Here is a 21,420-nt window from a genome sequence, read left to right as displayed (position 1 = left end):
TTGCGGTAGTCATCACACTCGCGCCGGTTCGGCGTCGAGGGCCGGGTTCTTCGGGCTCGCCGCCCCGGCGGGACGGCGCACATACACCGTCCACGTCAGCGCCGCGGCCACGACGTAGGACACCAGGAACAGCCAGTAAGCCGACGTCTCGGTCCCGCTGTGCAGGTAGGACTCGCGCAGCGCCAGGTTGATGGCGACGCCGCCGAGCGCCCCGACCGCCGAGCAGATCCCGATCAACGAGCCCGACTTCGCCCGCGACCAGTCTCGGCGCTCGGCCTCGCCGACGTCCAGCGAACGGCTGCGCGCCTCGAAGACGGACGGGATCAGTTTGAATACCGATCCATTGCCCATGCCGGACAAGACGAACAGCGCCAGAAACGCGACGACGGAGCCGATCAAAGCGATGGATGTGGTGCCGCCGTGGCGGTCGTCGAACGTGCTGAGGCCCACCAGCAGGCCGGCCGCCGCAATCATGCCGCCGAGGACGCCGAGGGTGACTCGGCTGCCGCCGCGCCGGTCCGCCAGCCGGCCCCCGTAAATCCGCGACAGCGAACCGAACAGCGGTCCGACGAAGGCGATTTCGGCCGCGTGTAGCGACGCGGCGGCAGCGCTTTGGCCGTCGGCCACAAAGTTCACCTGCAACACCTGGCCGAAAGCGAACGAGAATCCGATCCAGGAGCCGAAAGTGCAGACGTAGAGCAAGGAAATCAGCCAGGTGTCGCGCTCGAACAGGATCGAGCGCATGTGGTTGAGCTCGATGCGGTGCTCGAGGTTGTCCATGAACAGCGCCGCGGCGATGCCGACGACGGCCAGCAAGACCAGGTAACCGGCGCATACCCAGTAGGGGGCTTGGTGTCCCGCGGTGGCCAGCGCCAGCAGGCCGACCAATTGGATGCCGGCGACGCCGAGGTTTCCGACGCCGGCGTTCACCGCCAACGCGGTGCCCTTGAGACGCTGCGGGTAGAACGCGTTGACGTTGGCCAGCGATGCCGCGTAGTTGCCGCCGCCGAGGCCGGTCAGGGCCGCGCACACCAGGTACGGCCACAGCGGCAGCCCGGGATTGGCCAACAACACGATGGTGCCCGCCGTCGGGATCAGCAACACGAACGCGGAAAAGACGGTCCAGTTACGGCCGCCGAACCTGGCGATGCCCAGGGTGTAGAAGATCCGCGCGCACCCGCCGACCAGGGTCGCGACCGCGCCCAGCAGCAACTTGTCGCTGGCACCGAAGCCGTACACGGACATCGGCATGAACAGTGCCATCACCGACCACAGGGTCCAGATCGAGAAGGCGACGTGATCGCCGGCGATCGTGCACAGCAGATTGCGGCGGGCGATCCTGTTGTTGCCGGCTGCCCAAGCGGCGGTGTCCTCTGGATTCCAGTCCGTGATCCGGTGCGTGCGGCCCATGCGATCTGTACCTTTCGTGACGGAGCGGTCGAATCGTCTGGGCGTCAAGCGGCTCCCCGTGACGGAATGAGCTGCGGTGAGTCTGACTTTGAATGCCCTTGCGGCCGCCCCGAATTGAAAGAGGACGCCGTGCGTTGTTCCGATGCTCACATTCGGAACCGAACTCCGTCAACTCATTTCGGCCTATTTCCCCTGTAAGTTGAATCCTAGTTATCTGGCAGAAACCTGAACGGAATTTGCTGATGGAAAGTCACAGCTCAGAGCGGTGCGGACGACAATACGGGCGGGCCCAGACGAGGTAGTCGGCGACCACAGCAGCCCGTCACCGAATTCGAAGTGAGGTGCAATACATTTCGCGTCGACGGAGATTTTCTCATTGAATTTGTCCAGCGTCGGGCTACACGTGTGCCAGCGCTGCGGTCTCGCTCGGTGTGATGACCTCGACCGGGCGGCGGATGTACACCGCCCAGGTCAGCACCGCGGCCGCGACGTAGCAGAACATGAAAGCCCAGAACGCCGATGTTGCGGTACCGCTATGCAGATACGACTGGCGCAGCGCGAGGTTGACGCCCACACCGCCCAGGGCGCCGATGGCGCCGGCCACGCCGATCAGCGCGCCGGACATGGACCGTGACCACTGTCGGCGCTGCGCCTCGCCGATCTGCAGCGCGTGGCTGCGCGCCTCGAAGATCGACGGGATCATCTTGTACACCGAACCGTTGCCGATGCCGGACAGGATGAACAGCGCGACAAATCCGATCACGTAGCCGACCATCGTCGCCGGTGGCGTCCGGTGCGCGCCGTGGCCGCCGAAAGTGCTTGCGGCGACGAGGATTCCCGCGGCCAGGATCATCGAGCAGAAGACGGCGAGGGTGACCCGGCCGCCGCCGATGCGGTCGGCCAGCTTCCCGCCGTAAACGCGCGACAGTGACCCCAACAACGGCCCCAGGAAAGCGATCTGGGCGGCGTGCAGCGACGCCTGCGCTGTGTTCTCTCCGCTGCCGAGAAAGTTCATCTGCAGCACCTGGCCGAACGCGAACGAGAAGCCGATGAACGAGCCGAAGGTGCCGATGTATAACAGCGCGATCACCCAGCTGTGTGGTTCGCGCAGCACCGCCCGCATGGTGTCCATCTCGATCCGGTATTGCGGCAGGTTGTCCATGTACAGCGCCGCGCCGATGCCCGCTATCGCAAGCAGCACAAGGTAAATCGCGCACACCCAGTACGGCTGGCGCGCGCCCGCGGTCGCGATCACCAGCAGCCCGACCAGTTGGATCAGCGGCACACCGAGGTTGCCGCCGCCGGCGTTGACCGCCAGTGCCCAGCCCTTCAGTCGCTGCGGGTAGAAGGCGTTGATGTTCGTCATGGACGACGCAAAGTTGCCACCTCCCAAGCCGGCCAGCGCGGCGCACAGCAGATACGGCCAGAGCGGCAGACCGGGGTGGGCCAACAGTCCGATGGTGCCCACGGTCGGGATCAGCAGCACCACCGCGGAGAACACCGTCCAGTTGCGGCCGCCGAACTTCGCGGTGGCAAAGGTGTAGGGGAAGCGCAGGCATGCGCCGACGAACGTTGCGATGGCGCCCAGCAAGAACTTGTCGCTTGCGGAGAACCCGTAAACCGACGCTGGCATGAACAACACCATCACCGACCAGATTGACCAGATCGAGAAACCGATGTGTTCGGCGAACACCGACCAGATCAGGTTGCGGCGGGCAATCTTGTCGTTGCCGGCCTCCCAGGCCGCGGTGTCCTCCGGGTCCCAGTCCGAAAGGACATGCGAACGGCCCAGCGAGATTTTCATGGGACTCCAATCGTCATCGCTCTTGCCGATCACGGTAGGAATCCTTTGTTGCCCGGGCGATGCCCGCAGTGTCCCGGGCGTGAATTTCCGCTCACCCATCCCGCGGTGGCCATGTGAGGGCGCTCAACGCGTGTGGCGCACACCACAACAATGGGGCCGACCACGTTGCAGAATCACAGCGTACTCGACCGCACTGTGATGAATCACGTTGTCAATAACGAGATTTCGACCACACCGGGGGCTACCAGACGTCGCCGGCGCGCCAATCGCACATCAATTCCGCCGACGTGTCCAGACTCGTCACGATCGGCAGGACGAACAACGTCGCGTCGTCGTCGGGCGTGCGCACTCGACCGGTCGGGGTCAGCACCGACGTGGGGCCCCGCCACGGTAACCAGCCGCGCGCCACGAAAAGGTCGCGGGCCGGCAGCGACGAACTCGAGGCGCCCATTTGATACGCGCCCCGCATCACCTGCTCGATCCCGTCCAGTAGGGCGTGCGCGAGTCCCCGGCCGCGATGGTCCTCACGCACCGCGACCCCTTCGACATAACCGCAGCGCAGCGCGGTGCCCTCGTAAAACAGTCGACGTTGCACCACTGCGGCGTGGCCGATGATCGCGCCGTGATCCCAAATCAGGGCGTGCATGCCGCCGAGGGTGTGCTCCCAGTCCTGGTCGCTGAAATCACCTGCGAACGCATCGGTGACCATCCGGTGGATGCGTTCCCGAGTGTCGTTGTCGAGATCGGCGGTATGGACCAGGCGGGCGGTGTGTACCTGGGTGTGCACACCCCATGTCTACCGTCTTATCGCCGCGCCCGCATCAGGAGAGCGCCGCGCCGGCGTGAGCGTGGGCTCCGAACGGCCCGCGGGGTCGCGCCCAGTGCAGCCGCACGTGCTGGCCCGCGCGCACCTGGGCGACCTTGTCGACGTCCTCGTCGATGACCACGCCGATGACGGGGTAGCCCCCGGTGATCGGGTGGTCGGGGCCCAGGATTACCGGTAATCCGTTGGGCGGCACCTGGATTGCACCTCGAGTGGTGCCTTCGCTGGGCAATTGCCGGTCCGGGACGCGGTATTGCAGCGGGCGGCCCAGCAGCCGCATCCCGACCCGGTCGCTGCGGTCGGATGCCACCCAGTCGGTGTGCACCAGGACGTCGGGATCGACGAACCAATCGTCGCGCGGTCCGGGAACCACCAACAGCTCGACGGTGTCGCCGGTGATGGCCGCCACGGGCGCCTGATCGAGTTCGGGGTACCGCTCGGTGTGCTGGCCGACCGGCAACTGGTCCCCGGCCGACAGCGGCGCGGGACCGATCGCCGACATCACGTCGTAGCTTCGCGAACCCAACACCGGCTCCACGCAGATGCCGCCGCGCACCGCCAGATAGGTCCGCAGGCCCGCGCGCGGGGTGCCCAGCGAAATTACTTCGCCGTCCCGGACGTGGTGAATGCTGTTGGTGCCGAACTTGATTCCGTTGACCGACGGGTCGGTGTCGGCACCGGTCACCGCGATGTCGAGGTCGCCGCCGCGTACCCGGGCCGCGAAACCGCCAAACGTCACTTCGATGGTCGCGCGGTCGTCGGGGTTGGCGACCAGCCGGTTGGCCAGTTTGTGCGCACGGCGGTCGGCGGCGCCGGACCGGCCGACGCCGAGGTCGGCCTGACCGACCCTGCCCAGGTCCTGGACGACGGCGAGCGGACCGGTACGCAGAATTTCGAGGGTGGTCATGTGTCCTCCGCTACGCGGCCCGGAATTGAACCCACATGCCGCGCGTCAGCAAGGCGGGATCGGGTCGCTGCAGATCCCACAGAACCGCGTCGGTGCGACCGATCAGTCGCCAGCCGCCGGGGGATTGGCGCGGATATATCGCGCTGAACTCGCCGGCCAGGGCAACCGCTCCGGCGGGCACCGAGGTCCGCGGTTCGGAGCGGCGTGGCACTTGCAGCCGCGCGTCGCCGTCGACCAGGTAGGCGAAACCCGGTGCGAAACCGGTGAATCCGACCCGCCACAACGTTGCGGTGTGGGCGTTGATGACCTGTGCGGTGGTCAGCCCGGTGAGGGCGGCGACTTCGGCGAGGTCCGGACCGTCATACACGACGTCGATCACGACGTCGGCACGGCGCGGCCCGGAAGTCGGCGTCTCCGGGACGACGCGGAGTTTGCGTAGCCGGTGGCGGACGACGCCCTGGTAGCGCGGACCGTCCAGTTTGACCAGCACCGTGCGGGCGGCCGGGACGATGTCGAGCACTCCGGGCAGCGCCGCCGCGCGCAGCGCGTCGGCCCATGCCAATACCTCGGCGGTGCTGCCACATTCGACCAGCAGCGCCTGGTCGCCGTAATCGAGAACGACGTGGCCGTCAAGTTCGGCCGGCGGCTCGGTGGGAAGATCCGTCACGCTCATTACCCGACGGTAACTTCGGCATCGGGGCAGCCGAAAGGGGGCGGAGCGGGATTTTCGAGCACTGCCAGAGGTGCCTTACCGAACACTCAAAGAGCGGGCGCTAACCCAGGATTTTGCCGATTTGTGGCGGCAGCTGATCGGCGACGACCGGGTAGCTCAGCACCGAGGCGAACGCGATCGCACCGGCCTGGTCCTTGGTGGTGAAGACGTGCCGGTTCTGTGCGGTCGCCTGCGATCCCGCAATCTCGGGGTCGGCGAGCAGCGCCTTCTGCTGGTCCGGATTCTCGGTCGTCCAGATGAGCACGTCGGCGGAGTCGAGTACCGCTTTGGTCTGATCGCGCGGGATGACGGCGCGGTGACCGGTGACGAAGGGCTTGATGCTGTCGGCGATGACCAATCCCATCTGGTTCAAGAAGTCGGTCTGCCAGCCCGCCGCGGTTGCCACCACCGAGCCCTGAAACAGGCTGCCCTGCAACAACAGTGCCTTCTTGGTTTGCCACTGCGGGTGGTTCTGCGCGACGGCGGCGAATTGCTTGTCGACGCCGTCGATGAGCGTTTTCATCTGGTCGGCCGCAAACACCGCGGTGCCGATCGCGGTGGCCTGGTCTTTCCACGGCTCGAAGAAGGCGTCGCCGCCGGACTGGGCGATCGTGGGGGCGATCTCGGACAGCTTCTGGTAGGTGTCGGCATCGACGCCGGCGTTGATGGCCACGATCAGGTCCGGCTTGAGACTGGCGATCTGATCGACCGGAATTCCGTTGTCCAGGTTCAACATCACCGGCTGCGCCCCACCGAGTTTGGCCTGGGCCCAGGGCCACACACCGAACGGCTGGTCACCGAACCAGTTGGTCACCGCGACCGGCACGACGCCGACCGCGAGCAAGTCGTCTTGCTCGGTGAAGCCGGCGCTGACCACTCGCTTGGGCGGCGCTTTGATCACGGTCTTGCCGAACAAATGGGTGATCGTCACGCCTTCGGAACTCGGGGAGTTCGACGTCTGCTTGGGCGACGAGCACCCCGCTAGGGGACCCGCCACCCCGGCTGCGGCGGCGGCAGCGGCGAGCTGCAGGAACCCCCGCCGATTCCATCCCTGTCGCATCGCGTGAGAGTATCGCGTCCGCGACGCTGACCTGCAGCGACCGTGCCATTCCGGTGCTCCGCCGGGCCGCTACCGCTGCTGAGGTTTCTCCCACGGGCTGTAGTCGGCGATCAGCTCCTCCTGCGCGGGGCGCTGGCCGACCGGCACGTGCTGCAGGTTGATCCGGATCCGGTACCAGATCGAGCTCGGCCCACGCATCCCGTCGACCAGCACGTCGGCCGGCCACAACCGCTCGGACGCGGCGGGATGGCGAGCCCGCCAGGTGTCCAGCGCGGCCATCGCCTCGTCTTTGGTCTTGGTCCGGGCGATCTCGATCAGCGGCTTGGACGACTGCCGCCTGCCGTCGGCGTGCTTCCCCGCGCCCCGCGGTGCCTTCTCGGGCGGGCCGAGCTCCTCGGCCAGCATCAGCAGGCGGTCCAGCTCCCCCGCCGCGTCGTCGATCCCCTCCCACGGGTCGCCGATCGCGGGGAACCGATCCGGCACGGTGGCGATCGTGAACGCCTCCGGCCGGCAGTCGGCGACCTCGTCCCAGTGCAGCGGCGTGGAGACCCGAGCATCCGGAGTGGCCCGCACCGAGTAGGCCGATGCGACCGTGCGGTCCTTGGCGTTCTGATTGAAGTCGACGAACACGCCCTCGCGTTCTTCCTTCCACCAGCGGCTGGGCGCCGCGTCGGGCGCGCGCCGCTCCACCTCGCGCGCCACTGTCTGGGCCGCCAGCCGGACCTGACGGAATTCCCAGCGCGGCGTGATCCGGGCGTAGATGTGAAACCCCCGGGAGCCGGACGTCTTCGGCCAAGCCACCAGGCCGTAGTCCTCGAGCACCTCGCGGGCCACCTGGGCCACCTCGACGATTCGTTGCCATTCGACCCCGGGCATCGGGTCCAGATCCACCCGCAGTTCGTCGGGATGGTCGAGGTCGCTGGCGAGCACGGGATGCGGGTTGAGGTCCACGCACCCTAAGTTGATCGCCCAGGCGAGTCCGGCGGCGTCGTGGATGACGGCTTCCGCCGCCGAGGTGCCGCGCGCGTAGTGCAGTTCGGCGACGTCAACCCAGTCCGGCCGGTTTGCCGGCGCCCGCTTCTGGAACACCGCCTCGACCGCGATGCCCTTGACGAAGCGTTTCAGGATCATGGGCCGGCCTGCGACCCCGCGCAACGCTCCCTCGGCCACCGCGAGGTAGTAGTGCACCAGATCCAGCTTGGTGAATGGACCGGTCCCATCATGAGCGTCGAACACCACCCGGTCCGGGTGGGTGATCGTGACGTCGTGTCCGGCAACCTCCAATGACACCGGGCCGGTCATGGGATCCATCGTAATTCTGGAAGATTTTCTGGCCTCGTTGCGACCCGCGTCACATAGGGTGAGGCTATGCCTAACCTTCCTGGCCTTCCCGGGCAAGCCGTTGCCAAGCTCCAGCAGTACGTGGAACGCGGCTCGGCCGAGTTGCACTACGTGCGCAAGATTTTCGAAGCAGGAGCGTTCCGGCTAGAACCGCCACAAAATTACGCCGCGCTGGCCTCCGACATCGTCAAATGGGGCGAGTTCGGCATGCTTCCGGCGCTCAATGCCCGCCGCCACCCGGACCGCGCCGCGTGCATCGACGAGGAGGGCGAGTTCAGCTACCGCGAGCTCGACGAGGCGGCCCACGCGGTGGCGAACGGGTTACTCGAACGGGGCGTCAAGGGCGGCGACGGCGTGGCGATCCTGGCGCGCAACCACCGCTGGTTCTTGATCGCCAACTATGGCGCCGCCCGCGTCGGCGCCCGCATCATCCTGCTCAACAGCGAATTTTCCGGACCGCAGATCAACGAGGTCTCCGAGCGCGAGGGCGCCAAGGTGATCATCTATGACGACGAGTACACCAAGGCCGTCAGCAAAGCCGAGCCGGACCTGGGCAAGTTGCGGGCGCTGGGTGTCAACCCGGACAGCGACGAGCCATCGGGCAGCACCGACGAGACGCTTGCCGACCTGATCAAGCGCAGCAGCAAGGAGCCGGCTCCCAAGGCCACCAAGCATGCGTCGATCATCATCCTGACCAGCGGCACCACCGGCACCCCGAAGGGCGCCAACCGCAGCACCCCGCCCACGTTGGCGCCGGTCGGCGGGATCTTGTCGCACGTTCCGTTCAAGGCGAACGAGGTCACCTCGCTGCCGGCACCGATGTTCCACGCGCTGGGTTATCTGCATGCCACGATCGCGATGTTTTTGGGCTCGACGCTGGTGCTGCGGCGCAAGTTCAAGCCGCCCCTGGTGCTCGAGGACATCGAAAAGCACAAGGTGACGGCGATGGTCGTGGTCCCGGTGATGCTGTCGCGCATCCTCGACACCATCGAGAAGATGGACTCCAAGCCCGATCTGTCCAGCCTGAAGATCATTTTTGTGTCCGGGTCGCAGCTGGGCGCCGAACTGGCCACCCGCGCGCTGAAGGACATCGGCCCCGTCATCTACAACATGTACGGCTCGACGGAGATTGCCTTCGCCACCATTGCCCGGCCCGAGGACCTGCAGAAAGACGCGGCGACGGTCGGACCGGTCGTCAAGGGCGTGAAGGTCAAGATCCTCGACGACAACGGCAACGAGTTGCCGCAGGGTGAGGTGGGGCGCATCTTCGTCGGCAACGCCTTCCCGTTCGAGGGCTACACCGGCGGTGGCCACAAGCAGATCATCGACGGCCTGATGTCGTCGGGCGACGTCGGCTATTTCGACGAGCACGGGCTGCTCTACGTCAGTGGGCGTGACGACGAGATGATCGTCTCCGGCGGCGAGAACGTCTTCCCCGCCGAGGTCGAAGACCTAATCAGCGGCCACCCCGACGTTGTGGAGGCGACCGCGATCGGTGTGGAGGACAAGGAGTGGGGTCACCGGTTGCGTGCGTTCGTCGTCAAGAAGGGCGACGCCGATCTGGACGAGGACACCATCAAGGGATACGTGCGTGACCACTTGGCCCGGTACAAGGTGCCGCGGGAAGTGATCTTCCTCGACGAGCTGCCGCGTAACCCGACGGGCAAGATCCTCAAGCGCGAGCTGCGCGAGATGCAGATCGACTAGCGGGCACTAACGGCGGTCTTGAATGGCCCGGATGATCTGATCCGAGAGCTTGGGATCGGCCAACAGCTGGTCGATCAGCGCGGTGAGTACCTCCTGACCGGTGACGCGGGCCACGCCGAGCCGGTCGGCGGCCTCGCGCTGCCAGATGTCGAGGGCACGGTGGGTAGTGGCCGGCAGGTCGACGGTGCGACGGGTGCGCTGGATCCGCGGGGATGACGGATCGGCCTTGCGTGAGCGCGGGTCTGCCGCGTCGTCGACCAGGCGCTGGGGGCGGAGCTGGCGGAAACCCGTGATGCGCTCGGTTGGTGCCGCATCTCCCGGGGGCGTCGAGGCAGATACCCGCGCGCGGAATGTTCCGGCGCTGGGCCCGATGTGGCCGGGGTTGAAGCTCACTGGGCGACCGTCCTCCCGTGGGGGCGCCAATCAGTAGATCAGTGCTTCCGTGGCGCGTTGTCTACTGATTGTCTCACTGACGCCAGCGTAAGTCGCGTCGCGGGGAGAGCGGGTTTTACCGCGCGCGACGGGACCGTCACGGCGCGGTGACCTGGAAATTCCCTAAATTAGCTGCACGAGTATGTCGCAAACTGTCAGGCGGGTCCCGGTTAAAATCAATTCGAGGTCTTGACACGCCGTCTCAATCCATTATCGTGGCCGGGGTCAACAATAATAAATTCGATGAATCAACTCCAGTAGCCATTTACTGAGAAGGCACGATACTGAGCTCAGTACATCAGTACAGGTCCGGTAAGCTCGGCATATCACTGGCTACGCCGATACTGACCTCAGTAACCGCGACGCTCCTGAATTGTGTAATTCAGGAATATCGCAAAAGAAATTATCCAATACTGATTAACGGAATTCAGGAAACCCAGAAAAACAGAGACTGTCAAGGAATTCACAGCGAGAAATATTGCTATTCCCATTGTTTGCCTAGCAATTTATGCGTAGCGTTCGAGATGTCGGGGAACTGAGGTCTCGGAAGGAGCTCACCACAATGATGTCACTGCGATCGACGATGTCACTGCGATCGATGCGAGGCGCGGCCGCTGGGGCGGTCGGCGCCGGTGCGATAGCCGGAGCGATGCTGTTCGGCGGTGTCCCGGTGGCGCAGGCCGCACCGGCGCCCGCTCCCGCCACGACTTTCGAAGCTGTCGGACCGCACGGCGGCTTACCGCTGGGCCCGGGGCCCGGCTTGCTTCCGGAGCGGCCCGGCGGCCACGGCTGGGGTGGCCATGGTTGGGGCCATGGCGGCTGGGGCCGCGGCGGTGGCTGGGGTCATGGCGGCTGGGGTCACGGCTGGGGTCACGGCTGGGGCCACGGTTGGGCCGGCCACGGTGGCTGGGGCCACGGGTGGCGCCCCTGGTGGTGAGCCGCCTCGAGCGTGCGGTCGGCCGGCCTCGTCCTGCCAGAGTTATAGGTCGGCCGATCCGCATTGGGGGGAAACCACGCCGGTCTGACGTGCCCGAGTCGGCCGCAGACCGGCGTGGCCCACCCGAATCAAGTCGTCCATGCCGACCCGAGACCGGCCTCGGGTCGGCATGGATCTGTCTACGGGTCGCGCGGCAGGCCCAGTAGCCGCTCGGCGATGATGTTCAGCTGCACTTCCGATGTCCCGCCATAGATCGTGGTGGCCCGGCTGGCCAGCAGGTACTGGCCCCACTTGCCGGGCAGTTCCTCGGGATCGCCGATCGCGGCGTCGGTGCCGAACGAGGACACGGCGAACTCCGCATAGCCCTGCCCGGTGCGCATCGACAACAGCTTCGAGATTGCCGCGGACGGCATGGCCCGATCCGGTGCGCCGCCGGCCAGTGTGAGCAGCGTCGACCGCAAGTTGAGCAACTTGACCGCGTGGCCCTCGGCGATCAGCTGGCCCGCCCGGTTCTGCGCCACCGGATCGAGATGACCGTCGCGAACGAATTCGACGAACTGCGGAAGGGTCGCTAGGAAATTCGCGTCGCTGCTGCCGATCGAGACCCGTTCGGCGGTCAGCGTGTTGCGGCTGACCTCCCAGCCCCGGTTCACCTCGCCGAGCACACACTCATCCGGCACGAACACGTCGTCGATGTAGACCGTGTTGAACATCGCGTTGCCGGTGAGCTCACGCAGCGGCTTGACCGTGACGCCCGCACTGCGCATATCCAGCAGGAAGTAGGTGATGCCGTTGTGCTTCGGAGCGTTGGGGTCGGTGCGGGCCAGCAGGGCGCCCCATTGCGAGTATTGCGCGGCGGTGGTCCATATCTTTTGGCCGGTGATGCGCCACCCCCCGTCGGCCCGGGTGGCCTTCGTGGTGAGTCCGGCCAGGTCCGATCCGGCGCCCGGCTCGGAAAACAGCTGACACCAGATCATCTCGCCGCGGAAGGTCGGAGGCAAAAACCGCTGCTTTTGCTCCTCGGTGCCGAACGCCACGATCGACGGGATGATCCAGGCGGCGATGCCGACCTGGGGCCGCTTGACCCGGCCGCTGGCGAATTCCTGCGCGATGATGATCTGTTCGACGGGGCTGGACGCCCGGCCCCACGGCTTGGGGAGATACGGCAGCACCCAGCCGCCCTCGGCAAGAGCCACGGCCCGTGGCCCGCGCTCCATGGCCTTGAGCGCGGCGACTTCCTCGCGGATGTCGTCGCGCAGCTTCTCGGTCTCCGGGTCCAGGTCGATGTCGACCGCGCGCATCCCGGTGGTCGTCGCGGTATTGACCACCTTTTGCGGGTAGTCCGAGCGGCGGCCGAAGCAGGCGTTCAGCATCAGCGCGCGGCGGTAGTACACGTTGGTGTCGTGTTCCCAGGTGAAGCCGATGCCGCCGTGCACCTGAATGCAGTCCTGGGTGCACCGCTGCGCGGCGGCCGGCGCCAGCGTCGCGGCCACCGCCGCCGCGAACTCCACCCCCGATGCGACCACGTCCCAACCGTTCTGGCTGGCCTCGTCGAGCGACCGCGCCGCGTCCCATACGGCCGCGGTGGCCCGCTCGGTGTCGGCGATCATCTCGGCGCACTTGTGCTTGATGGCTTGGAACTGGCCGATGGGCCGGCCGAACTGCTCGCGGATCTTGGCGTACTCGGCGGCGGTATCGGTCGCCCAACGCGCCACCCCGATCGCCTCCGCCGACAGCAGCGTGGACATCAGCGCGTATGCGGTGGTCATGGTCAACCTGCTCAACAGCACGTCGTCACCCACCTCGAGTGCCTCGGCCCGCACGTGCGCGATCGGGCGCAGCGGGTCGAGGCTTTGCACCGGCTCGATTTCGACCTGGTCGGCGTCTAGCACCACCCATTCGTCACCGCTGTCGATCGCCACCGGCAGCACCAGCACCGATGCCTGCGCCGCGGCGGGTACGGCGCGGACCTCGCCGCGGATCACCAGCACGTCACCCTTGCGGGTGGCGGTCAAACCGGAATCCAGCGCGTAGGCGCCGATGGCGGCGCCGGACGCCAGCTCGGCCAGCACCTTGGCGGTGGGGTCGTGCGCGGCAATGAGGGCACTGGCGATCGCCGACGGGACGAACGGCCCGGGTACGGCGCCGTAGCCGAACTCGGCCAGCACGATGGCCAGCTCCAGCAGGCCAAATCCCTGCCCGCCAACCGACTCCGACAGGTGGACGCCCTGCAAGCCTTGCTCGGCGGCCGGCCGCCAGTACGACGGCGGGTTCTCGATCGGGGTCTGGGTCGCTGTTGCTGTTTCTAGGGTCGCGTGCAGCAGCTCCGACGGCGCGACGCGCGCCACCAGAGATCGCACCGAGTCGGCCAACTGTTGATGCTCGGGGTTTATTGCGATCGGCATTGGTCGCCTTCCCATGCGTCCGGGGCTCGTTTCGGCCAAGCACTCCCAATCTAATAACTGGTCGGTTGGCTGACCATCGGGGTTACCAGCTGCGCCAAGGGCTCGCCGTCGCGCAGCCGACGGCAATTCTGCACCGCTTCGATCATGTAGCGGCGCATCGTGTCGGCCGTGTACCAGGTGACGTGCGGCGTCAGCACCGCGTTGTCCAATTCGAACAGAGGGTTGTCCGGCGCCACCGGCTCGTCCTCGAACACGTCGAGGCCCGCGGCGGCCAGCCGCCCGTCCCGCAACGCCGCGACGAGGGCCCTTTCATCGACGATTGGGCCCCGCGAGGTGTTGACCAGCACCGCCCTGGGTTTCATGCCGGCGATCGAATCCTCGTCGAGCAGGTGATGGGTCTTTTCCGTCAACGGCAGGTGTAGCGAGACGATGTCGCTGACGGCCAGTAACTCGCGCAGCGGCAGCCAGCCGGGCTGACCGTCGTCGCGGGTGCTGGTGTGCACCACGGTGGCGCCCATCGACGCGACGATCTCGCCGACCCGTTTGGCGATGTTGCCGTAGCCGACCAAGCCGACGGTGCAGCCCCCGATGTCGCGGACGGTCTCGCCCAGTTCGGGATCGAGCGGCCAGCCGCGGCCTTGTCGGGTAGCTCGGTCCAGGGCCGGCAACTTACGCAGCGCCGCCAGCATTAGCAGCACCGTGCCCTCGGCCACGGAGGGCGCATTCGCGCCGGGCATGTTGGCGACAGCGATGCCGAGCTCGATCGCGGCGTCGACGTCGATGGTGTTGACCCCGGCGCCGAGTTTGTGCACCAACCGCAGCCGTTCACCGCGCCGTAAATCATCGCCTGACAACGGGCGTAGTACATGCCAAATTACGTCGGCCTCGGGTAGCTCGCGATAGAAGGTGGTGTCGTCGTCGGCGGCACACCACCGGATGTCGAGCCAATCTGCTTCGGCTGCAAGAAATTCGAGAACTTTGTTACCTGGTACAAAATGCGCGAGAACTCTCAACGCCACCGCTTGCTGATCCACCTGGCGATGGTATCCGCTTGCTCGCTGCGCGCGCCGGGGGTGGTGAAGTAGTGATCGGTGTCGATCGACGTCCGTGATTTGTCGGAGCTGGCGAGCGCGTCGTAGATGCGTTGGGCGTCAGACGGAAACACCCCGGTATCCGCCTCGGCGTTGATCACCAACGCGGGACAGTTGATTCGCTTCAGATGTGGCTCGGCCCGCGTTTGCGCCACCCGCAAACTCCACATGCTCAGCCAGCTGCGCAGGGTGCAGGACGCCGCGATGCCCCGCGCGGACCGGTTGGCTTTTGCGGGCACGCCCGCGTAGCAGAGGTTCGGTGTCCGCCTGGTGGGTTCGATGCCGGGATCAACCATGCGGGGATCGGCCCAGGTCCGCATGACCGAGAAGGGGCGATCCGAAAACCCTGCAGCGCGAACGCGTTTGAGTTCGGTCTCGACCCAGTCGGTGATGGCGTGGTTGCGCGCAGTCTGCGCCGAACGGTAGCGGGCAAGGAAGTCCGCCGAGTATGGGGGACCGTTGATCTCGTTGAACAAATCGAGAGTGGGATCGGTGGCAACGGGATCGTTCTCGTCGACGACGGCAGCGTCCATCCACGCGGTCAGCACCTCCGGCCGGCCCGGGTGCGCGGCGGTGGCCACGTAGCCGTCCGCGGGTGGCAACTCGGTGAGCCCGGTCGCCGGCCGCATCCCTGGCAGCGGAGTCACATTCGGGTCGACGGCTTGTGACTGATAAGCGGACATCAACGAGCCTCCTCCAGAATTCCCAAGCAGGACAACGGTATCCACATCTTGGACCTCGCGCAGCCAGCGCACCCCGACGCCGATGTCGACCAGGGCGTGATCGAGCAGGAAGTTGGTCTCGAAGCCGCGGAACCTGGTGTTCCAGCCGAGAAACCCGACACCGCGGATGGCCATGTAGTCGGCGAGATAGTGCTCGGAGAAGTCGATTTGGTAGTGGGTGGCGATCATGGCCACCTTCGGCTTGCGTCCCACCCCGCGGTGGTACAGCCCTTGGCACGGATGTCCGCCCGCGCCGGCGCGTCCGGCCGTGGGCGACGGCAGGCCGACGAACTCTCGGATGACTCCCGCATTGCCGCCGTCGGGTGTCATTTCAGCGACCTTCCTTCGCATAGATCGCCCGGTAGTAGATGTTGGACAGGGTTCGGATGCACGCCTGGTCGTCCGCATCGCCGCAGTTGGGCCCGCTGAGTTGGGCGTAACAAAACTGGTTGAACATCGCCACGATCGCCTCGGCGATCAGGCGCGGGTCGTCGTGGGCACAGTGTCCCTCCTGTTGCGCACGCCTGACCGTCTCGGCAATGAAAGAGATTGGGATTTCGCATATTTCGGCCCAATATTGGGCGAAATCATCGTTGACCATGGCCAGTTGCGACACGCTGATCACTTCGGCGAGGCGGTTGCGGTAGGTGTGCCAGTGCGCCGCGGCCGCCTCGTGGGCGCGCTGGCGGTTGGACAGCCCGTGCCCGGTGACCGAACGCGCGCGCTCGTTGGCCTCGTCCCGAAAACGCAGGGCCCATTGGCGGACCATCGCCTCTTTCGAGTCGTAGTAGTTGTAGAAGGAGGCCGCCGAGCGGCCCGCCTCCGCGGCAATGTCGGCGATGGTCGTTGCCAGGATTCCTTTGCGTGCGATCACCCTTCGCGCGGCGGCGTCGATCGCGGCCCGTGTCCGCCGGCCCCGGTGGGTCGGGAACTCGGCCGGTCGGTTATCGGCGCCCGCCGTGATCGGCATCCTCGTTACCCCCTAGAGCGGAACTGAATCTGATGTTAGATTCAGTTTGCATCTGGGCAGGCCCACATTCAACGGGGGAGCCACGACATGATCAAGCCGCACAACGTCAACCGCGAATTCGAACTCGGCGGGATCAACCACGTTGCGCTGGTGTGTTCCGATATGGCCCGCACCGTCGACTTCTACAGCAACGTCCTGGGCATGCCGCTGATCAAATCGCTGGATCTGCCTGCGGGTGCGGGGCAGCACTTCTTCTTCGACGCCGGCAACGGCGATTGCGTCGCATTCTTCTGGTTCGCCGACGCACCGGACCGCGTGCCCGGCATCTCCTCGCCGGGCGCCATTCCCGGAATCGGGGACATCACCAGCGCGGTCAGCACCATGAACCATCTCGCCTTTCATGTGCCGGCCGAGAAATTCGACGCCTACCGGCAGCGGCTGAAGGACAAGGGCGTGCGGGTCGGGCCGATCCTCAATCACGATGAGAGCGACATGCAAGTGTCCGCGACGCTGCATCCCGGCGTGTATGTGCGCTCATTCTATTTCCAGGATCCCGACGGCATCACGCTGGAGTTCGCTTGCTGGGTCAAGGATTTCGATGCGACCGACACGCCGGCCGTGCCCAAGACGGCGGCGGACCGCCGGCCCGTGGAGCACGTCGTAGGCTGATCGGCAAGACCACTGCCGAGCCGGGGGGTGTATGTTGACCGACGGCATTTGACTGATGAGCAGATCGCGGCGCTGACTGCCGCGCAGCGGCGCGATCTGATCACCCGGCTGGAGGCGCCACTGAGCGATGTGATCGATCCGGTGCTGCTGGCGCGAATGCGGCGGATCCGGCTGGGCCTGATGATCGGCGGCTCGGTCGCGATGATCCCCTGGTTGATCTATCTCGCGATGACGTTGCCGGACAGCTATATTGCGCGCAACTGGGTGCTGACCTGGGTGGGATTCGATGTCCTGCTGGTCGGATTCATGGTGGCGACAGCGGTTTTCGGCTATCTGCGGCGGCGGATCCTGATGCTCGCGGCCTTCACCTCGGGCGTGCTGTTGATCTGTGACGCCTGGTTCGACCTGATGACCGCGGGGCCCGACGACATCTGGCTGTCGTTGATCACCGCGCTGGGCATCGAGGTGCCGTTGGCGAGCTTCATGATTCGCGGTGCGCAACGCATCATGCGTCTCACGATGATGAGGCTGTGGCTCCTGGATCCCGGGATGCGGCTGTGGCAGGTGCCGCTGTTTCCGTGACGCCGTACAGCCGCGGATGGGCGAGTTCGTCGAGCAGCACCGCCAGTTGATCGACGAGCTGGTCAGGGTCCAGCGCGATGTCGCCCGCCAGCCACGCGCTGATCATCTGACCGACCCCGCCGACCGCGAAGTGCGCGCCGGCCTTCATGCCGATGTTTGCCGGCATCTGCAGCATGTCGCTGGCATGCTGGCCCAGCAGCATCGCGAACAGGGCGGTGGACTCGGCGCGCTTGCGGACGATCACCGGGTCGGCCAGCTGGGTGCTGAACAGTAGCCGGCCGATCCGGGTATCTCCGGCGATGGTGCGCACGATGTTTGCCATACCGGCGCGAGACTGTTCGGGTACCGGCACCGAGGCCACCGCGGCCTGGGTGGTGGCGGCCAGTTCGGCGATCACGGAGTCGAACACGGCGCCGACGAATCCGTCTCTATCGCTGAAGTTTTCGTAAAAGTAGCGGGGCGTCAGATTCGCCCGGGCGCATGCGGCGCGCACCGTCACCGCCGCGGTGTCCTGGTCGCTGCCCAACAGGTCGAGTCCGGCGGCGAGCAGCCGGCCGCGGCGCTCGGACAGTCGGATGGCGGCCTCGACGCCGCGATAGCGACGTTCCGCCGAGGGTTCGGCCATGGTTTCCATCTTGACACCGCCCCGATGCCCGGACAATATCAGGAAACAGTCGTTATCACATTTTGCGCGACTCAGAGCGCCGGGAGGTTTGTCCGATGACGATCCGCGACGCGGTGCACCGGCCCATTCCGCATGTCGAACGCCCGATGGCCGACCCGCCCCGGCCGTACCCGGCCCGGCGCCCCCAGCGGGTGGCCCGGGACTACGGCCTGATGGGTGTGGCGCTGCTGGCCGGCCCGGCCAACGTGATCATGGAGCTGTCGCTGCCCGGCGTCGGCCACGGCGTGGCGGAAAGCCGGGTCGAGAGCGGTCGCATCGATCGTCATCCGATCAAACGGGCGCGCACCACGTTCACCTACATCGCGGTCGCCAATGCCGGGACCGATGCGCAGAAGGCCGCCTACCGCCGCGCGGTGAACAAGTCGCACGCGCAGGTGTATTCCACCGCGGACAGCCCGGTGCAGTACAACGCGTTCGATCCCGAACTGCAGTTGTGGGTGGCCGCTTGCATCTATAAGGGCGGCATCGACGTCTACCGCACCTTCGTCGGCGAGCTGGAGGAGGCGGACGCCGACCGCCTGTACCGCGAGGCCATGGCGTTGGGCACCACGTTGCAGGTGCCGGCGGAAATGTGGCCGGCGGATCGAGCGGCGTTCGATACCTACTGGCAAGAGTCGCTGAACAAGGTGCACATCGACGACACCGTTCGGGAATTTTTGTATCCGATCGCTGCCGGCCGCATTCGTGGGGTGCGGCTGCCCCGCCCCCTGCAACGCCGACTGGACAGCTTCAACCTGTTGATCACCACCGGCTTTCTGCCGCAACGGTTTCGCGACGAGATGCGGCTGCCCTGGGACGCGGCCATGCAGCAGCGCTTCGACCGCCTGATGACGGTGCTGGCCGGCGTGAACCGACGGTTGCCGCGGACCATCCGGCAGTTCCCGTTCAACTGGATGCTCTGGGACCTGGATCGCCGGATCAAATCGGGACGCCCGTTGGTCTAGCGGGCGGCAGGCTGGTATACCAGGTCATTGTTGATAACGACAATCGTTTTCAGTACTCTCTTGCTCTTGACAGCCCCATATTTATTAAGCCCGAGGAGTTGCCGTGATGCCAGCTGGCGAAGTTGGTCAGGTTCGCTGTAACTGGTTGTGGGCGGCGGCTTAGCATGACCGCGCCGATTTGGATGGCCGCACCGCCGGAGGTGCACTCGGCGTTGCTGAGCAGCGGTCCGGGGCCCGGCTCGTTGCTGGCGGCCGCGGCGGCGTGGGACTCTTTGAGCACTGAGTACGCCTCAACTGCAGAAGAACTCAGCGGCCTGTTGGCGGCGGTCCAGGCGGGGGCATGGCAGGGGCCGAGCGCCGAGTCGTATGTGGCCGCGCACGCGCCGTATCTGGAGTGGCTGGCGCAGGCCAGCGCGGACAGCGCCGCGACCGCGGCGCTACACGAGACGGCGGCGGCCGCCTACACCGCAGCGCTGGCAGCCATGCCAACCCTGCCGGAGCTGGCTACCAACCACGTCGTCCACGGGGTCTTGGTGGGGACGAATTTCTTTGGCATCAACACGATTCCAATCGCACTCAACGAGGCCGACTACGCGCGGATGTGGGTTCAGGCCGCCACCACGATGACGACCTATCAAGCCCTCTCCGATGCCGCGCTGGCGGCCACTCCGCCAGCCGACCCGCCGCCGCAGATCCTGAAAGCCCCTGACGACTCGGGAGACACGGGAGACGACGAAGAATTCCCCGACCCCACGGTCGACAACCCGTTCAACCAGTTCCTTGCGCAGATTCTGCGGTGGTTCGGAATCGATTGGAATCCGAGCCAAGCGACGGTCAACGGGATCCCGTATGACGAGTACACCAACCCGGGCCAGCTAATTTTCTGGATTGTTCGAGCGCTGGAATTGCTCGAGGATTTCGAGCAGTTCGGTCAGTACCTGCAAACAAATCCGGCGTTGGCTTTTCAGTACATCGCTTTCCTCGAAGCGGTGGACTGGCCTACTCACATTGCCGAAATCGCGAGCTGGCTGTCGAGCGCGCCGCAGTTGCTGCTGGTCCCGGTCATCGCCGCGGTTGCCCCGCTCGGGGCCATCGGCGGGCTGGGCGGGCTGGCCGGGCTGGCCGGAATCCCCCATCTTGCGGTTGTCCCGGCCCCTCCACCCGCCGCGTCGGCGCCGCCCGCGTTGGCGCCGGTGCTCGGGACAACCCCGATCGCCGCCCCGGCCGCGGCCCCGGCCACGGCATCGACGCCCGCCCCCACTCCGGCCGCAAGCACAGTGGCCAGTCCGGCGCCATCGGCACCGCCGGCCACTGGTAGCGCGCCTTTTGTCCCCCCCTACGTGATCGGCCCCCCGGGCATCGAGTCTAAGACCGGAACCAGCGCCGCCGCGGCCGCAGGCGCGAAAAAGAAAGCTCCGGAACCCGATTCGGCCGCGGCGGCGGCCGCAGCGGCGCGTGAGGCGGTGCGGGCTAAGCGCAGGCGAAAGGCGCGGCAACGGGGATACGGCGAGGAGTACATGGACATGAACGTCGACGTCGACCCGGACTGGGTCGAACCTGCCGGCCCTGCTGCGGTGGCCTCGGACCAGGGCGCCGGAAACCTGGGCTTCGCCGGTACGGCACACAAGCAAACCGCGAGCCCCGCTGGGTTGGCCACATTGGCCGGTGGCGAGTTCGGCGGCGACCCGCAGTCGCCGATGATGCCGGGCACTTGGGACACAGGCGACGCCCCTGCGGAAGGTGAAGAGTTACAAGACAACAGCTAACTAATCTAAGGGCCAACACTGGCGGGAGGTCAAGTCCAGGGACGTGGTGTAGGACGTCGTCGTGTGATTCTTCGAGTTTGGTGGTTCAGGCGGTCAGGGCCGCCGGGGTGGCCTCCTGTTCTGTCGGTGAGTCCTGGTCGTTTCGGGATTTGCTCAGGACGTCGAGGCCGAGGTAGCGCCTGGATTCGGCCCATTCGTCGTGTTGTTCGGCCAGCACGGCCCCGACGAGGCGGATGAGTGCGTTGCGGTCGGGGAAGATGCCGACGACGTCGGTGCGCCGGCGGATCTCCTTGTTCAGCCGCTCCTGGGGGTTGTTGGACCAAATCTGACGCCAGATCTGCTTGGGGAACGCGGTAAACGCCAGCAGGTCCGCCCGCGCGGATTCAAGGTGTTCAGCCGTCTTTGGCAGCTTGTCCTCCAACTCAGCTATTATCCGGTCATATTGTGCGGCAA

Annotated in this window: 20 protein-coding genes; 6 read left to right on the top strand and 14 right to left on the bottom strand. The window is 66.2% G+C overall.

All coding sequences use genetic code 11. The features are described from left to right. Window positions 1-12 precede the first annotated feature (12 nt). The 7 genes from AWC25_RS11260 to AWC25_RS11230 all read right to left on the bottom strand — a co-directional run bounded on the left by AWC25_RS11260 (window position 13) and on the right by AWC25_RS11230 (window position 8,027). Window positions 13-1,410, bottom strand: coding sequence for a nitrate/nitrite transporter (locus tag AWC25_RS11260; RefSeq protein WP_069399949.1), 1,398 nt, complete (start codon window positions 1,408-1,410; stop codon window positions 13-15). A 397-nt stretch (window positions 1,411-1,807) separates the two neighbouring features. Next, entirely contained in the window at window positions 1,808-3,202 is a 1,395-nt protein-coding gene (locus tag AWC25_RS11255; protein ID WP_142278798.1) for a nitrate/nitrite transporter, read from the bottom strand. A gap of 253 nt (window positions 3,203-3,455) precedes the next feature. Beyond that, window positions 3,456-4,001, bottom strand: a complete 546-nt coding sequence (locus tag AWC25_RS11250; protein WP_085166794.1) for a GNAT family N-acetyltransferase — start codon at window positions 3,999-4,001, stop codon at window positions 3,456-3,458. 34 nt (window positions 4,002-4,035) lie between these two features. Next, the gene (locus AWC25_RS11245) at window positions 4,036-4,944 is read right to left on the bottom strand and encodes a 5-oxoprolinase/urea amidolyase family protein (protein WP_069399951.1); all 909 of its coding nucleotides are present in this window, start codon (window positions 4,942-4,944) and stop codon (window positions 4,036-4,038) included. 10 nt (window positions 4,945-4,954) lie between these two features. Then, on the bottom strand, window positions 4,955-5,617 hold the full coding sequence (locus AWC25_RS11240; RefSeq protein WP_069399952.1) for a 5-oxoprolinase subunit B family protein: 663 nt from the start codon (window positions 5,615-5,617) through the stop codon (window positions 4,955-4,957). A gap of 100 nt (window positions 5,618-5,717) precedes the next feature. Continuing rightward, window positions 5,718-6,716 (bottom strand): ABC transporter substrate-binding protein, encoded by a 999-nt coding sequence (locus AWC25_RS11235; protein WP_085166793.1) that lies wholly within the window; start codon window positions 6,714-6,716, stop codon window positions 5,718-5,720. 69 nt (window positions 6,717-6,785) lie between these two features. Beyond that, window positions 6,786-8,027 carry a DNA polymerase domain-containing protein gene (locus tag AWC25_RS11230; protein WP_085166792.1) on the bottom strand — a complete coding sequence of 414 codons (1,242 nt, stop codon included), beginning with the start codon at window positions 8,025-8,027 and terminating at the stop codon, window positions 6,786-6,788. 57 nt (window positions 8,028-8,084) lie between these two features. Between AWC25_RS11230 and fadD2 the strand changes: the two genes are divergently transcribed. Further along, window positions 8,085-9,764: a long-chain-fatty-acid--CoA ligase FadD2 gene (fadD2, locus tag AWC25_RS11225; RefSeq protein WP_085166791.1), complete on the top strand. Its 1,680-nt coding sequence runs from the start codon at window positions 8,085-8,087 to the stop codon at window positions 9,762-9,764. Window positions 9,765-9,770: 6 nt separating this feature from the next. Here fadD2 and AWC25_RS11220 read toward each other — a convergent pair whose 3' ends face one another. Then, window positions 9,771-10,157, bottom strand: a complete 387-nt coding sequence (locus AWC25_RS11220; RefSeq protein ID WP_085166790.1) for an ATPase — start codon at window positions 10,155-10,157, stop codon at window positions 9,771-9,773. Between the two features lie 601 nt (window positions 10,158-10,758). Between AWC25_RS11220 and AWC25_RS27150 the strand changes: the two genes are divergently transcribed. After that, window positions 10,759-11,133, top strand: coding sequence for a hypothetical protein (locus AWC25_RS27150; protein WP_198166631.1), 375 nt, complete (start codon window positions 10,759-10,761; stop codon window positions 11,131-11,133). 179 nt (window positions 11,134-11,312) lie between these two features. On the opposite strand, the gene AWC25_RS11210 is transcribed toward AWC25_RS27150, so the two are convergent. The 4 genes from AWC25_RS11210 to AWC25_RS11195 are packed head-to-tail and all read right to left on the bottom strand — an operon-like array spanning window position 11,313 to window position 16,321. After that, the gene (locus AWC25_RS11210; RefSeq protein ID WP_069399957.1) at window positions 11,313-13,538 is read right to left on the bottom strand and encodes an acyl-CoA dehydrogenase family protein; all 2,226 of its coding nucleotides are present in this window, start codon (window positions 13,536-13,538) and stop codon (window positions 11,313-11,315) included. A 50-nt stretch (window positions 13,539-13,588) separates the two neighbouring features. Next, window positions 13,589-14,572, bottom strand: coding sequence for a 2-hydroxyacid dehydrogenase (locus tag AWC25_RS11205; RefSeq protein WP_069399958.1), 984 nt, complete (start codon window positions 14,570-14,572; stop codon window positions 13,589-13,591). Further along, on the bottom strand, window positions 14,548-15,681 hold the full coding sequence (locus tag AWC25_RS11200; protein ID WP_069399959.1) for an alpha/beta hydrolase: 1,134 nt from the start codon (window positions 15,679-15,681) through the stop codon (window positions 14,548-14,550). Before AWC25_RS11200 ends, AWC25_RS11205 begins: the two co-directional genes overlap by 25 nt. A gap of 1 nt (window position 15,682) precedes the next feature. After that, window positions 15,683-16,321 carry a TetR/AcrR family transcriptional regulator gene (locus AWC25_RS11195; RefSeq protein WP_069399960.1) on the bottom strand — a complete coding sequence of 213 codons (639 nt, stop codon included), beginning with the start codon at window positions 16,319-16,321 and terminating at the stop codon, window positions 15,683-15,685. Window positions 16,322-16,408: 87 nt separating this feature from the next. Between AWC25_RS11195 and AWC25_RS11190 the strand changes: the two genes are divergently transcribed. Together AWC25_RS11190 and AWC25_RS11185 are read left to right on the top strand one after the other, a co-directional pair. Next, the gene (locus tag AWC25_RS11190) at window positions 16,409-16,990 is read left to right on the top strand and encodes a VOC family protein (RefSeq protein ID WP_069399961.1); all 582 of its coding nucleotides are present in this window, start codon (window positions 16,409-16,411) and stop codon (window positions 16,988-16,990) included. A 48-nt stretch (window positions 16,991-17,038) separates the two neighbouring features. Next, window positions 17,039-17,572, top strand: coding sequence for a hypothetical protein (locus AWC25_RS11185; RefSeq protein WP_084229273.1), 534 nt, complete (start codon window positions 17,039-17,041; stop codon window positions 17,570-17,572). Here AWC25_RS11185 and AWC25_RS11180 read toward each other — a convergent pair. Next, the gene (locus AWC25_RS11180) at window positions 17,505-18,197 is read right to left on the bottom strand and encodes a TetR/AcrR family transcriptional regulator (RefSeq protein WP_372513402.1); all 693 of its coding nucleotides are present in this window, start codon (window positions 18,195-18,197) and stop codon (window positions 17,505-17,507) included. The genes AWC25_RS11185 and AWC25_RS11180 overlap by 68 nt on opposite strands. A 95-nt stretch (window positions 18,198-18,292) precedes the next feature. Between AWC25_RS11180 and AWC25_RS11175 the strand changes: the two genes are divergently transcribed. Together AWC25_RS11175 and AWC25_RS11170 are read left to right on the top strand one after the other, a co-directional pair. Next, window positions 18,293-19,201, top strand: a complete 909-nt coding sequence (locus AWC25_RS11175) for an oxygenase MpaB family protein (protein WP_085166789.1) — start codon at window positions 18,293-18,295, stop codon at window positions 19,199-19,201. Between the two features lie 164 nt (window positions 19,202-19,365). Beyond that, window positions 19,366-20,967: a PPE family protein gene (locus tag AWC25_RS11170; protein WP_069399965.1), complete on the top strand. Its 1,602-nt coding sequence runs from the start codon at window positions 19,366-19,368 to the stop codon at window positions 20,965-20,967. Between the two features lie 85 nt (window positions 20,968-21,052). On the opposite strand, the gene AWC25_RS11165 is transcribed toward AWC25_RS11170, so the two are convergent. Beyond that, window positions 21,053-21,420 (bottom strand): transposase (locus AWC25_RS11165; protein WP_211281040.1); only part of this gene is annotated, 368 nt, incomplete at its 5' end.

The sequence above is a fragment of the Mycobacterium sherrisii genome (assembly GCF_002102355.1).
GTDB classification, from domain to species: domain Bacteria; phylum Actinomycetota; class Actinomycetes; order Mycobacteriales; family Mycobacteriaceae; genus Mycobacterium; species Mycobacterium sherrisii.
Note: the sequence above shows the minus strand (reverse complement) of the source record. Positions and strands in the feature narration are given on the sequence as shown.